The organism is Georgenia halophila, from assembly GCF_039541595.1.
On the sequence record NZ_BAABGN010000011.1, the window covers coordinates 92,941 to 105,584 of the forward strand.

Below are 12,644 nucleotides of genomic sequence, written 5' to 3' on the forward strand. Positions count from 1 at the left end.
TTGCAGCTGTCGCCCGCCCGGCGAGGCGTCGCCGACTATCGGTTGCGCGACTGCGAGCTCGCGCCGGTGCGGGACGGCGCGCCGGCGCCGGAGCGGTTACGGCGGCGCGAACGGCCGCGGCCGCCGCCGCTGCGCCGTCCCGCCCCGGCCGGACGGGGCTGCGGTGCCGTGTGGTTCGTCGGGGCCATCCAGGCGCCGGGCTGGGTCCGCTCGCCGGGGGCGAGCTGGTGCAGCACGGGGTGCCCGATCTTGTCGACCGTGCTGGTGGCCGGCTTGATGCCGGCTGCTCGGGTCAGCGCACGCACGTCGCGGGACTGCTCCGAGGTGGCGAGGGTGACCACGGTCCCGGCCGCGCCGGCGCGGGCCGTCCGGCCTGAGCGGTGCAGGTACGCCTTGTGCTCGGCGGGCGGGTCGGCGTGGATCACGAGCGCGATGTCATCGACGTGGATGCCGCGGGCGGCGATGTCGGTGGCCACCAGGGTGGTGGCCGCACCGCTGTGGAAGGCGGCCATGTTCCGGGTGCGCGCCGACTGGCTCAGGTTGCCGTGCAGCTCGACCGAGGGCACGCCGCTGCCGTTGAGCTTGCGGGCCAGCGCCTTGGCGCCGTGCTTGGTGCGGGTGAAGACCAGGGTGCGGCCTGGTGCGCTGGTGAGGTCGATCAGGACCGGCAGTCGCAGGTCGCGCGAGACGTTGAGCACGTGGTGCTCCATCGCCACGACCGGTGACTGCGCCGAGTCGGCCTCGTGCACCGAGGGCTTGTGCAGGTACCGCCTGACGAGCACGTCGATCGCGCCGTCGAGGGTGGCGGAGAACAGCAGCCGCTGGCTTCCGCGCGGGGTCGCGTCGAGGAGGCGGCGCACGGCGGGAAGGAAGCCGAGGTCGGCCATGTGGTCGGCCTCGTCCAGGACGGTGGTCTCGACCGCGCCGAGGTCGCAGTGGCGCTGGCCGATCAGGTCCTCGAGCCGGCCTGGGCAGGCGATGAGGATGTCGACGCCGCGGCGCAGCGCGTCCACCTGGGGCTGTTGACCCACGCCGCCGAAAACGGTGCAGGTGCGAAGGCCGGCCGCGTCGGCCAGGGGCTTGACGGACGCCTCGATCTGGGTCACGAGCTCACGCGTGGGTGCCAGGATCAGCGCACGCGGCCGCTTGGTCTGCGGCTGCTGGCCCGAATGGCGCAGGCGGGCCACCAGCGGGATGCCGAAGGCGAGGGTCTTACCGGATCCGGTGCGACCGCGGCCGAGCACGTCGCGACCGGCCAGGGAGTCCGGCAGGGTCGCGGCCTGGATCGGGGTGGGGACGGTGATGTTGGACCTGCCGAGGACGGCAAGCAGGTCAGCGGGGACGCCCAGGTCGGCGAAGGTGCCGGTAGCAGGGCTGGATGAAGCAGAAGAAGTCACAGGTGTGTTTCTCTCGGTCGGCGTCTCGCCGTGCCGTCCCGTCGGCGACGGGACCAAAGAAGCATGCCTCGATATCGAGGGGCGCAGCGGGCCATACGAGGCTCTGCGCGAGGACCGGGGCAAGACCACCCGGGCCAGTGGGCACCACACTACAGCGTCCGGAGACGACCCGGCTCTCCAGGACCACCGGGAGCGCAGTGACATGGCACTCGCTCGTGCTGGCGACCTCGCCGCTCAGCGGTTCTCGATCGCCTCGTCGTCCTTCTCGACGGCGGCCATCCAGTCGCGCTTCTGGGTGCGCCAGGCCTCGTCGTCGACGCCGCGGCGCCAGTAGCCCGACGCCGAGAGTTCCTCGCGCGTGACGCCGAGCTCGGCACGTGCCCAGCGGCGCAGCACGCGCACGCAGCCCGCCTCGCCGTGCAGGAAGGCCTGCGGGACGCCGTCGGGGAGGTCGCCACGGGCGTAGGCGGCGATGACGGCGTCCTCGAGCGTGCCGTTCCCGCGCACGAGCCAGGTGATGGCGGTGTCGGCCGGTCCGGCGATCTCCTGCCGGTCGGCCTCGGTGGCGATCTCGACGAAGGCGCGGACGACGGCGTCGCCCGGCATGGCTTCGATCGCGGCGGCGATCGCCGGGAGGGCGGAGTCGTCGCCGACCAGCAGGTGCCAGCTGGCAGCCGGGTCCGGCGCGTACCCGCCGCCGGGACCGAGGAAGGTGACCTCGTCGCCGGGCCGGACCCGGGTGGCCCAGGGTCCGCCGTAGCCGACCTCGCCGTGCAGGACGATGTCGAGGTCCCACTCCCGCTCGCGCACCGCACGCACCGTGTAGGTGCGCACGACCGGGCGGGCCTCCGGTTCCTCGGGTTCGGCCATGACGAGCTTGACGTAACGGTCGGTGTGCGGCGTCGGGTCGATCTTCTCGAGCTCCTCGCCGGTGATCGTGACGCGCACGAGGTTCGGTGAGACCTCGCGTCTGGCGGCGACCGTCACGGTGCGCGGCACTCGCTTCCGCCGCGGTGCGCCACCCGACTTGTCGGCTGCGGGGGTCGCTTCGTCGGCTCGGGAAGCGGCGGCTGCCGATGCCCCGGCCGGTGCGTGAGGGGTTGCCATGGTTAGGCAAGCCTAACCTCTGGTGCTGCCGAGGTGCACGGTCCTTGGTGCGATGTCACCCGGCCCCGGTGCCGAGCACCGCCCACCCGTGAGCCGGCAGGGTCACCGCGCGTTCGCCGTCGTCCAGGTCCGCCGCGCCGGCCAGTACGGCCGTGGCGTCGGCGGCGGGGAGCGTGACCCGTTCACCGTCGATGTTGAGGACGGTGACGATAGCGCCGTCCCCGGTGCCCGTGCGCAGCACGAGGCTGCCGTTCGCCACGTGCACGACGTCGGTCCGCGCCGTGCGTAGCCAAGGATGGCGACGGCGGACGCCGACCAGCTCGCGGTGGGCGCGCCAGACCGGGTCGTCCCCGAGCGCCTCCGGGGACGGTGGCTCCGCGGGGAACATCGGTCGGACGGCGTCGTCGCCGCCCAGGCGCTCCTCCTTGACCCCGGTCATCCCGAGCTCGTCACCGGCGTAGATGCTCGGGGTCCCCGCGACCGTCAGCAGCACCGCCAGCGCGTGCGGCACCAGGTCGTGGCCGACGGCGGAGGCGATCCGGGTGACGTCGTGGTTGCCCACGAACGTGGCCGGCACGAAGGAGGCGAGCATCTCGTCGTGGCGCTGCAGGGCGTGCACCGTCTCGAAGAAGTTGTGATCGCTGATGCCGTGCCAGATGCCCTGCCACAGCTCGTACTGCGTCACGGTGTCCATGCCCGAGGCGGCCACGATCGCGGGGTAGTCGCCGTGGATCACCTCGCCGAGGAACCACGCGTCCGGATACTGCTCACGCACCCGCGGGAGGACCCGCTGCCAGAACGCTGGCGGCAACGCGTACGCGGCGTCCAACCGCCAGCCGTCGATCCCGCGGTCGAGCCAGTGCAGCATCACCTCGGTCACCAGGTCGGCGATGGCGGGGGAGGAGTGGTCGAGCACGACGAGGCTCTCGTGGCCCTCGAAGACCTCACCCTGCTGCGACAGGTCGTGGGCGGCTGGATGTGCGCGGCTGACGTGGTTGAACACGCCGTCGAGCACCAGGCGCACGCCGCGCGCGTGGCAGGCGGCGACGAGGCGGTCGAGGTCGGCGTCGTCGCCGAGGCGTGGGTCGATCCGGAAGTAGTCCACCGTGTCGTAGCCGTGGGTGTCCGAGGCGAAGATCGGTCCCAGCAGGAGGCCGTTGAGGCCCAGGCCCACGACGTGGTCCAGCCACGCCTCGAGGTGGCGCAGTCGGTGGGTCAGCGCTCGCTCGCTTTCCGACGCCGGCCGCACCGGTGCTCCGGTGAAGCCGAGCGGGTACACGTGCCACCACATGGCGTCGGGGACCCATGCCGGCTCGATGCTCACCCGGACGATGCTAGGCGCAGATCATGCCGACGGGGTGGCCAGCAGGCTGTCCATCTGTCCGACGGCCGGCGCGAGCCCTTCCTCCATCCGCATGCCGAGGAGCTGCTCGAGCTGTTCGTGGGTCTCGAACGCCGCGACGAGCGTGGTCGACCTGTTCACGGGACAGCATGCCCTACAACCATTTGGTTGTAGGGCACCCATCGGCGGTGCCGGCGTCCAGGCCCCCGGCCGGGCGGACCGCGTGAGGCCGACTCGCGGCGCCGAGAGCGGACGCCGTGAGGCGGGGCGCGTTCAGCCGAAGACGTACAGGTGCGGCTCGTGCGTGGCGACCCGTCCGTCCGCGGCGCGACGGGCCAGCAGCAACGCTCCCTGCAGTGCCGTGCCGACCGGCTCCAGGACCTCGGCCTCGGGGAGCGAACGGCGGATCTCCTCACGGAACGGGTCGAGCAGCAGGTGTCCGGCATTGAACAAGCCGCCACCCCACGAGATTCGCGGGGGCAGTCCGCGTAGGGCCGCGACGGCGGCGGAGCCGAGGAGCGTGCCAGCCTCGAGCCAGATGCCAGCGGCCACCGGATCGCCGTGCGCGGCGGCGGCCTCGACGGCGGGCGCGAACGAGGCGAGCTGGTTCGCCGGTGACTCGGCGGGATAGACCTGGTTGATCACCTCGAGCGGGTCGCCGAACCGTTCATACATCCGCGTTCGTAGCTTCGCAGATCCTCCCGGCCTTCCGTCGTAGCTCCGCAGCGCAGCCTGGAGGCCTTGTCGTCCGATCCAGGCCCCGCTGCCCTCATCGCCGAGCAGCACGCCCCATCCGTCGGCCTGGTTCCAGATGCGGTCCAGGTCCGTTCCGAGAGTGATCATGCCTGTGCCCGCGGCGACGACAGATCCCGCTTCACCGCCGAGCGCTCCGACGTGCGTGGTGAGCGCGTCGCTGGCGACGACAAGGGTCTCGATCCCGAGGTCCGGCTTGAGCCGGCGCCAGAACTCTTCCGAGTCCTCCACCAGTCCGGGAAGGCCGGTCAGGCCGATTCCCACGCGAGTCAGGCCTGTAGCGTCAACTTCGTCGAGCGCACCATCCAGGCCGTCGAGGATCAGGCCGCACACCGCCGGTACGTCGATGCGGCCACCGCGCCGGGGGATCGCTATGTCCCGGCGCTGCTCGGCGCTCCGGCCATCACGCTCGACCCTTATCCGGATCCCGCCCCCTCCGACGTCGACGCCGGCAGCCGCGGATCCGAGAGGGTCCTCGTGGCTCACTCCCGACCGTCCTGCACCAGGCGCAGGGCCGATCGGACACTGCCGCCGCGCGCCAGCGCCTCCTCGGCCGCCTCGCCGGTGACACCGGACAGCATGCGTGTGAGCGCGAGCGGGAGTCGACCGGAGCACTCGGCGAGCATCTCCTGGCACTCAGGCTGTGGACGACCGGTCGCTTCCGTGAGCAGTGCCGTCGAGCGCTGCCTTAGCTTCTCGTTGCTCGCGACGAGTCCCACCATCAGGTTTGAGTAGCTCCGGCCCGTGCCGATCATGACCGCCGTCGAGAAGGCGTTGAGAATGACCTTCGTTGCGGTGCCCGCCTTCAGCCGGGTCGATCCGGTCAGTGCTTCCGGGCCGGTGTCGGCGGCGACGACGATGTCGGCGAGCTCGGCGATCGGTGACTCGCGGTTGCTCGTGACGAGTGCTGTCGCAGCGCCGATCGTACGGGCCGCCTGGAGGGCGCCACGGACGTATGCCGTATGGCCTGAAGCGGTGACTCCGATCACGAGGTCCACCTCAGCCACGTCGGCGAGGTCCAGCCGGCCTTGGTCGAAGGCATCCTCCAGGTCGATCGTCGAGTCGACGAGTGCCGAGGCACCCCCGGGGAAGTGGGCATGAATGAGCTCGGGATCGACGCCGAAGGTGGGCGTGGTCTCTGTGGCGTCGAGCACTGCGAGCCGTCCAGAGGCGCCGGCACCGGCGTAGTGGATCTGGCCGCCTCCCTGGAGCCGCTCGACGGCGCGGTCCACCAGCCGAGCGAGCTCGGGAACGGCCGCCCGGGAGGCGTCGATGGCGACGGCATCCTCACGCAGGACCATCTCGAGCGCCTCGGCCGAAGGTACGGCATCGATGTCGAGCGTTCGGGGGTTTCGCCCCTCGGTTGCCGGATGAGCGGGGGTCATCGATCTGTTCCCATCTTCGGGTGCGTGCCCGCTCGGCCCGCGGGGAGGTTCGCGCGGAACCTCTGGACCTCGTCGCAGAAGGCATCGGCGTAGCGGTCGACGAGCCGCCTCGACTCGGCGACGACGTCACCGCCCGCGGGGAGCGGCGCGGGCCCGTCGCGCAGGAATGCGTGCTCGCGCCGGCGCAGGGCAGCCTCGAGGTGCTTGCCGGTTCCGTCGTCGGAGGTATGCCTGTGGGCATCGGCCCACAGGCGCCAGCGGTCACGGTAATAGCTGATAAGACCGGCCCACAGGCGGGCCGAGTAGTCGTCGAGCCGGCCGTCTCCGACGTCACCCCACACCGTCACGAGGCGCCGTGCGTTGTCGGCGAGCGCACGCTCGTCCTCCGGGGAGGTGGCCCATCTAGCGGCCGCACGCTCCCAGGTGTCGTATCGCAGTTCGGCCCGCGTGCCGAGCAGTCGCTCCAGGTCTTCGAGGACAGCGAAGAAGCGGGCTCCGTCGTCGTCCTGACGGTCCGACGCGGGGTCGAACGCCGCCAGGAAGCACAGCTCCGCGTAGCGGGGGAGGACGGCCGACGCCACCTCGGCGAGGTCGTGACCGAGGGCACCTGCGGCACGCTCGGGCGCGGCCTCACCGACCGCGACGAGTGACCGCCAGGCGTCGGCGAGCGTCGTCGGCTTGTACCAGAGCAGCTCGGACACCTCGTGCCTGAGTCGGTTCGGGCTGCTGAAGAGGTCGAGCTCGGGCCGCTGTGTGATCAGCCCCGTGAAGTCCTCGGGAAAGATCCTGAGGTCCCCGCTCGCGAGCACGGTCGACGCAAGCCCGTGCCATGCCGCGGTGGCGTCCTCCAGGACCGGTCCGGCCGGCAGCCGGTACCGCTGGGCTGCCCACTCGCGCAGCCAGTCCCCGAGCGGGGGAGCGTCCCGCCACGTCAGGTCGAGCAGCCGCTCGAAGTAGGCGGGTGCGGTGCCGGTCGCCTCCATCGATAGTCCGATACCGACCGGCGGGTTCTCGGAGCCGAGCGCGCGATCCAGCTCCTGGTCCAGGCCGGGAAGGTCGGCGAGAGGGTCGTTGCGGCCGCCGAAGTTGAGCAGCGCGCACCACATCCAGCCCCTGCCGGCGAACCCGTCGAAGCGTCGCCACTGGGGTGCCTCCTCGGCCCAAAGATCCAGTAGCACCAGCCGCTCGTCGGGGATGGCCTCGAGGAAGGCACGCACCCGCTCCTCGGTCCAGAAGTCGCTCTGGTAGGCGAAGGGCCAGCACTGCAGGAACCAGACGGCCTGCCGGTCGGCATCGGTCAGTCCCGCGAGCAGCGCTTCGGCCACCCTGCCCGGGTAGTCCGGATCGTCCTCGACCGGCACCATCTCGATGAACGGATCGGAGGCGTAGCGGTGATCTGTGCCCCACAGCTCCTGCTGGACGTGCACCGTCGACGCCGCCAGCCGGCGGAACAGCGGGTCCTCTGGACCGATCACCTGCGTGCGATGGCCTTGCCACTCCCGGGAGGAACCCCTGCCGGCCGCCAGCTCAGCCGGTACATGGCCCGTGAAGGCGGGCAGCACGGGGCGCATGCCGAGGTCTCGCTGCCGCTGCAGGATCTGGCCGGCGAGCTTGCGGCGGGCCGGGATCCAGCCGTCCGGCAGGGGACCTGCGAAACCGTCGAGATTCCCCATCGCGAGGAAGGGCAGGTACGCCGGTCCGGACAGGAAGCCGGACACCGCGGCGGGTTCGAGCCCCTCGTCGAGGAGGACCCGCTCGATCACCGCTTCGTGGCCGACCATCATTAACGGCGTGGTGATGCCGTGGAGCGCCATCCAGTCGATCTCGCGCTCCCACTGCTCCCAGTCCCACCAGGCGCTCGTGTAGCTGAACGTGCAGAAGTTGAGGTAGTAGGTCTCGGTGACGTGTGCCGATCGCTCGGTCGGCGGTGCGTCCGGCAGCCAGCGCGGTCCGGGCGGGCGCGGGTCGTCCCAGCTGACCGCCGTGCCGCAGTGGCGGCGCAGGTAGTCGTGAAGCCCTACTGCCGCGCTGCCCGGTCCGGTGGCCCGTACCGTGAGTTGCCCCTGCGTCGCGGAGTAGGAGAAGCGTCGTCCCGGACCGTCCAGCCACTCGAACGTGACGTCTGCTGCTCGAGCGCCGATCACCCGCGCCGCCAGGCCGTCGAGCGCCGGCTCCCAGTCAGGGCCTTCGTGTGCCGACCTCATCCCTTGATCGCCCCCTGGCTGATTCCGGAGACGAAGTTGCGCTGGAAGATCAGGTAGACCGCGACGATCGGCGCGATCGTGATGATCGCCGCCGCCGACAACAGCGGGATGTTCGTCGAGTACTGCCCCACGAAGAATCCGAGGCCGCCGGGTGCGGTCCGCAGCGAGGGGTCCTGCATGAGGACGATCACGAGCAGGAACTGGTTCCACGACCACATGAAGACCAGCACCGCCAGTGTCGTGATCGCGGGCCAGGAGATCGGGAGCAGCACCCGCAGCAGGACCGTCATGTCGCGCGCTCCGTCGATGCGTCCGGCCTCCACGAGTTCTTCCGGCACGCTCGAGAAATGGGACTGCATCCAGTAGACGCTGAACGGCAGAAATAGGGCTATCTCGGCAAGGATCACGCCGATGTGGTTGTTCGTGAGGCCGACGTTCCGGAGGTTGAAGTACAGCGCGATGACGACGAGCTCGACGGGCAGGGTCAGTCCGAGCACGAACGCGACCGAGATGACGTGCCGGCCCCAGACCTTGAGGATCGCCAGGGAGTAACCCGCCAGGGTTGCGCAGACGACGACGATCGGCACGACGCCGAACGTGATCGTGAAGCTCGAACGCATGAGGTCGTCGTAGCCGCCCTGCTCCCAGGCGAGCGCGAAATTCTCCCAGGACCACGCGTCCGGGATGCTCAGGCCGGCGACCTGAGACCCGGAGGGGTGCAGGGCCGCCAGCACGATGCTCACGAAGGGCAGCAGCACCACGAGAGCGAAGATCGAGAGAATGCCGTAGCGCAGGCCGGTGCCGGGGAGGCTGGGTCTCATGCGTCTCCCTCCTTCGCCAGGCGACGGATGACGGTGACGAAGAGCACGACGAGGGCGGTGAGAGTGACCGCCAGTGCGCTCGCGGTGCCGATCTCGCCCTGGTTGAACGCAAGCCGGTAGACCAGCAAGGCCGGCACGGTGGTCTGGTCGGCGGGACCACCGTTGGTGGTGACGAAGACGAGGTCGAAGCTCGCCAGCGCAGCGATCGTGGTGATCACCGCGGCGATGGTGATCTCCTTGCGTACGCCGGGAACGGTGATGCTGCGGAACTGGCGGAGAGGTCCGGCGCCATCGAGAGTCGCCGCCTCGTACAGCGCCTTGTCGATCCTCTGGGCGCCGCTCAGGAAGAGCATCATGCACAGGCCGCTCATGGTCCACGTGCCGATGAGCCCGAGGGCGACGAGCGCGAGATCGAAGTCGCCGAGCCAAGGCCGGGTGACGGAGCCGAGCCCGATGGTCTCCAGGAACTGGTTGATCAGGCCGGTGTCGTTGTAGAGCCATCGCCAGGTGACACCGACGGCCACCAGGGGCAGCACCTGTGGGAGGAAGAACACGGTGCGAAAGAACGTCATCCCGCGGCGGATGCGCCCCATGAGCAGCCCTGTCATGACCAGCCCGACGCAGACGGGGATCAGCGAGAAGAAGATAATCAGGGCGAGGGCGTGCAGCACTGAGTTGTAGAGCGCGGGATCCTGGAGGATCTCCGCGTAGTTGTCGAGGCCGACCCACGTCGGTGCCTGGACGCCGTCCCACTCGAGCAGCGACAGCTGGAGCGTGTTCAGCGAAGGCGCGATCGCGAACGTGGAGTAGATGGCCACTGCCGGCAGTAGGTAGAGCCAGCCCTTGAACGCTCTGCGGCGCTGAAGCCGGCGCGGCCTGCCTCTTCGGACATCGGCGCGTGCCAGAGGTGGCGATGACGCCTGGCTCATCGGCGGACTAGCCATGATGGTCGGCCCAGGTCTCCTGCAAGGAGCTCAGGTACTCCTCGGGCGTGGTCTGGCTGCTGATGATGCCCTGGAGCCCTGCCGTGAGGCGGTCGATCATGCCGGGAGCGGCGAAGTCGGGGAACGGGACGATGCCGTCGTTCTCGGCAACCGGGCCGAAGCTGTCGGCGATGTCGCCCGTCAGTCCCTCGGTCGCGACGTCGGCCTCCGTGTCGACCGGCATGAACCCAGTGTCCATCTGGATCCGAGCCGCCTCGGCGCTGCTCATGTGGTCGAGGAATGCCGCCGCGACGTCCGGGTGCTCGGTTCGGGACGAGATGGAGTACGCGACGCTCGAGCCGGAGGCGACCGGCGTCGCGTCCGCCCTCTCGTTCGGTAGGAGGAAGAAGCCGGCGTTGTCGCCCATCTCCTGCTCGACCGAGGCCGCGGCCCAGTTTCCGGTCACGTGGAACGCACTGCTGCCGCTCGTGAAGTTGGCTAGGGCGTCCGCGTCGGACGTCGCGTTGGCGCCCTCTGCGATGTAGCCGGCCTCGACCCAGTCGGCGAGGATCTCGGACGCCTCGCGGGCCTCAGGTGTCTCGATGGTGGCGTCCGGCGCACCGTAGACCCAGTCGCGGTAGTCCTCGACGTTGCCGACGCTGTTGAGCAGGGCGTTTCAGAGGTGGATCGCGCCGACCTGCAGCGCTCCGAGACTCAACGGACGGGTGCCGGCCTGTTCCACGGTGTCCATCGCCTCGACGAACTCATCGAGGGTGCTTGGCAAGGAGTCCACGCCCGCCTCTTCGAGCATCTCCTTGTTGTAGTAGACGCCGAGAACCGAGAGTCCGCCGGGGGCCGCGTACAGGCTCCCAGTGCCGAACTCCTTCGCTTCTTCGTCCGACATCAGCTGTTCGAGGCTCGCCGGGGGAAAGGACTCCTCCCAGCTGTAGAGATCCGAGTACTGCTCCAGGTCCAGCACCTCGCCGGCGGGAACCAGCGAGCGCATGGCTCCAGGGTTGTACTGCGCGATGTCGGGAGCATCCTCGGACGACATGGACCGGGTGATCGAGCTGATGTAGTTGCTGAAGCCCGTCTGCTCTGTCTCGATGGTCACGTTCGGGTACTTCTCGGTGAATCCGTCGACGAGCGCTTCGGTCGGCGGGTCATCGGTGTACGCCAGGCGAAGAGTGACCGGTTCGTCGGTGATCTCGTCGGAGACCTCGGTCGGCTCGGTCTGGTCGTTGCCGTCACCGCTCCCTGACGTGGCACAGCCGGTGAGCGCCAGCGCGACGGTCGCGAGCACGCCGACACCGGCACGGCGGATGGGAACGTTCATGGTTGTTCTCCTTCGGACTTGTCGGATGGTGCGGAGGCCGGCGCCCCGTTATGGCCGGTACGCCGCGACGGGTCTGTTCCTGTCTTCGATTCGCTCGTATCGGGTGCTCTCCAGCTCGTCCAGACAGTGGCGCACCGCCCCGTGCACGACTGCGTCTTCACCGAGCGTCGAGATCTGGAGCTCGGGCGACCCGAGCGGATAGTCGGCGAGGCACTGTCGGATCGTCTCCAAGAGCGGTGTACCGGCCCGGGAAAGCGGCCCGCTGAGGACGACGAGATGCGGATCGAGAATGGCGCGTATCGCTGCGAGTCCCACCGAGAATCGGGCAGCGAGCTGCCGGAGCGCGGCATCGCAGGAAGGATCACCCTGCAGCGCGGCATCGAGGACGACGGCGACGGCGTGCTCGCCGGCGTTGACGATCTGCCGCAGACGCTCGTGATCGCCGGCCGTCTCCAGCTCCTTGCGCGTGAGCCGTATCAGGGCGCCGGCGCCCGCCCAGCCTTCGAAGCGGCCGAGACCAGGTGCCGGGTCAGTGAGCTCCGGATCAGTGAGCTCCGCGTCGACCAGGAGGTCGAGGAACCCCAGGTCACCGGCGTCGTTCGTGGCGCCGCGGTACAGCGAGCCGTTCAAGACGATGCCGGCCCCGATGCGCTCTCCCCAGTGGATGACCACCAGCGACTCGTCGTCACGGCGCACGCCGTGCCAGCGCTCACCCTGCGTGGCGAGCTTGAGGTCGTTGTCGAGGTAAACCGGGCAGTCGAGATGCTCCTCGAGTGCTCGCACGAGCACGTCCCCGCGCAGTGCCGACATGCTGGGCACGAGTCGGATCACGCCTTGGGAGGGATCGACGATGCCGGGAGCCCCGACGGCGGCAGAGTGGACGTCGGTGGTGGCGACCCGCGCGCGGTCCAACAGGGCAGCGGCCTGCTCCACGAGCGAGGAGACGGCATCGTGTCCGTCGCCGTCGCCGTCGCCGTCGCCGTCGCCGTCGGCGACCAGCGGTGTGACCGTGGACGAGACCACGTTGCCGAGGAGGTCGGCGAGCGCCAGGCGGATCTGTTGCGGCGTGATCAGGGCGCCGAGGACGTAACCCGCCTCGGCGCGGAACCGCACCGTCTGCGCGGGCCGACCGGAGCCCCGCACCGAACGCTGCGGCGCGAGGAAGTCGACGAGACCAAGCTGCTGCAGGCCGGACAGCGATCGCGTGACAGCTTGCCGCGAGAGGCCCGTGCCGGTGGCCAGCTGGGAGACGCTCATCCGCTCGTGCTCGCGCAGCTGCTCGAGCACGGCAGCGGTGTTGACCTCGCGCATGAACCTCAGGTCCACCGCTACGGGTACGTCAGCCATGACATCTCCTGGTCCGCGGCGAGCAGCTC

Annotated in this window: 10 protein-coding genes and 1 pseudogene; all 11 read right to left on the minus strand. The window is 70.0% G+C overall.

Annotated features, from left to right (window positions below; genetic code table 11):
• Positions 1 to 35: 35 nt before the first annotated feature.
• Positions 36 to 1,397 (minus strand): DEAD/DEAH box helicase, encoded by a 1,362-nt coding sequence (locus ABD907_RS12015; protein WP_345216494.1) that lies wholly within the window; start codon positions 1,395 to 1,397, stop codon positions 36 to 38.
• Between the two features lie 234 nt (positions 1,398 to 1,631).
• Positions 1,632 to 2,396: a siderophore-interacting protein gene (locus ABD907_RS12020; protein ID WP_345216495.1), complete on the minus strand. Its 765-nt coding sequence runs from the start codon at positions 2,394 to 2,396 to the stop codon at positions 1,632 to 1,634.
• Positions 2,397 to 2,559: 163 nt separating this feature from the next.
• A complete protein-coding gene (locus ABD907_RS12025) occupies positions 2,560 to 3,795 on the minus strand; it encodes an alpha-amylase family glycosyl hydrolase (protein WP_345216860.1) in 1,236 nt (411 codons plus the stop codon).
• A 54-nt stretch (positions 3,796 to 3,849) separates the two neighbouring features.
• Entirely contained in the window at positions 3,850 to 3,987 is a 138-nt protein-coding gene (locus ABD907_RS12030; protein ID WP_345216496.1) for a hypothetical protein, read from the minus strand.
• A gap of 132 nt (positions 3,988 to 4,119) precedes the next feature.
• The gene (locus tag ABD907_RS12035) at positions 4,120 to 5,085 is read right to left on the minus strand and encodes an N-acetylglucosamine kinase (protein WP_345216497.1); all 966 of its coding nucleotides are present in this window, start codon (positions 5,083 to 5,085) and stop codon (positions 4,120 to 4,122) included.
• Complete coding sequence (locus tag ABD907_RS12040; protein ID WP_345216498.1) at positions 5,082 to 5,984, minus strand: N-acetylmuramic acid 6-phosphate etherase; 903 nt, start codon at positions 5,982 to 5,984, stop codon at positions 5,082 to 5,084. Before ABD907_RS12040 ends, ABD907_RS12035 begins: the two co-directional genes overlap by 4 nt.
• Complete coding sequence (locus ABD907_RS12045) at positions 5,981 to 8,188, minus strand: alpha-N-acetylglucosaminidase (RefSeq protein ID WP_345216499.1); 2,208 nt, start codon at positions 8,186 to 8,188, stop codon at positions 5,981 to 5,983. Before ABD907_RS12045 ends, ABD907_RS12040 begins: the two co-directional genes overlap by 4 nt.
• Complete coding sequence (locus tag ABD907_RS12050) at positions 8,185 to 9,009, minus strand: carbohydrate ABC transporter permease (RefSeq protein ID WP_345216500.1); 825 nt, start codon at positions 9,007 to 9,009, stop codon at positions 8,185 to 8,187. Before ABD907_RS12050 ends, ABD907_RS12045 begins: the two co-directional genes overlap by 4 nt.
• Positions 9,006 to 9,953, minus strand: a complete 948-nt coding sequence (locus tag ABD907_RS12055; RefSeq protein WP_486334085.1) for a carbohydrate ABC transporter permease — start codon at positions 9,951 to 9,953, stop codon at positions 9,006 to 9,008. Before ABD907_RS12055 ends, ABD907_RS12050 begins: the two co-directional genes overlap by 4 nt.
• Positions 9,946 to 11,268: pseudogene (locus ABD907_RS12060) on the minus strand (ABC transporter substrate-binding protein). Before ABD907_RS12060 ends, ABD907_RS12055 begins: the two are co-directional and overlap by 8 nt.
• Before the next feature lie 48 nt (positions 11,269 to 11,316).
• A complete protein-coding gene (locus ABD907_RS12065; RefSeq protein WP_345216502.1) occupies positions 11,317 to 12,615 on the minus strand; it encodes an ROK family transcriptional regulator in 1,299 nt (432 codons plus the stop codon).
• Positions 12,616 to 12,644: the final 29 nt, after the last annotated feature.

Excerpts from the sequence above, each read along its gene's own strand:
- ABD907_RS12025 (WP_345216860.1), bottom strand. The coding sequence starts at position 3,795 with ATGTGGTGGCACGTGTACCCGCTCGGCTTCACCGGAGCACCGGTGCGG.
- ABD907_RS12040 (WP_345216498.1), bottom strand. The coding sequence starts at position 5,984 with ATGACCCCCGCTCATCCGGCAACCGAGGGGCGAAACCCCCGAACGCTC.
- ABD907_RS12045 (WP_345216499.1), bottom strand. The coding sequence starts at position 8,188 with ATGAGGTCGGCACACGAAGGCCCTGACTGGGAGCCGGCGCTCGACGGC.
- ABD907_RS12050 (WP_345216500.1), bottom strand. The coding sequence starts at position 9,009 with ATGAGACCCAGCCTCCCCGGCACCGGCCTGCGCTACGGCATTCTCTCG.
- ABD907_RS12055 (WP_486334085.1), bottom strand. The coding sequence starts at position 9,953 with ATGGCTAGTCCGCCGATGAGCCAGGCGTCATCGCCACCTCTGGCACGC.
- ABD907_RS12065 (WP_345216502.1), bottom strand. The coding sequence starts at position 12,615 with ATGGCTGACGTACCCGTAGCGGTGGACCTGAGGTTCATGCGCGAGGTC.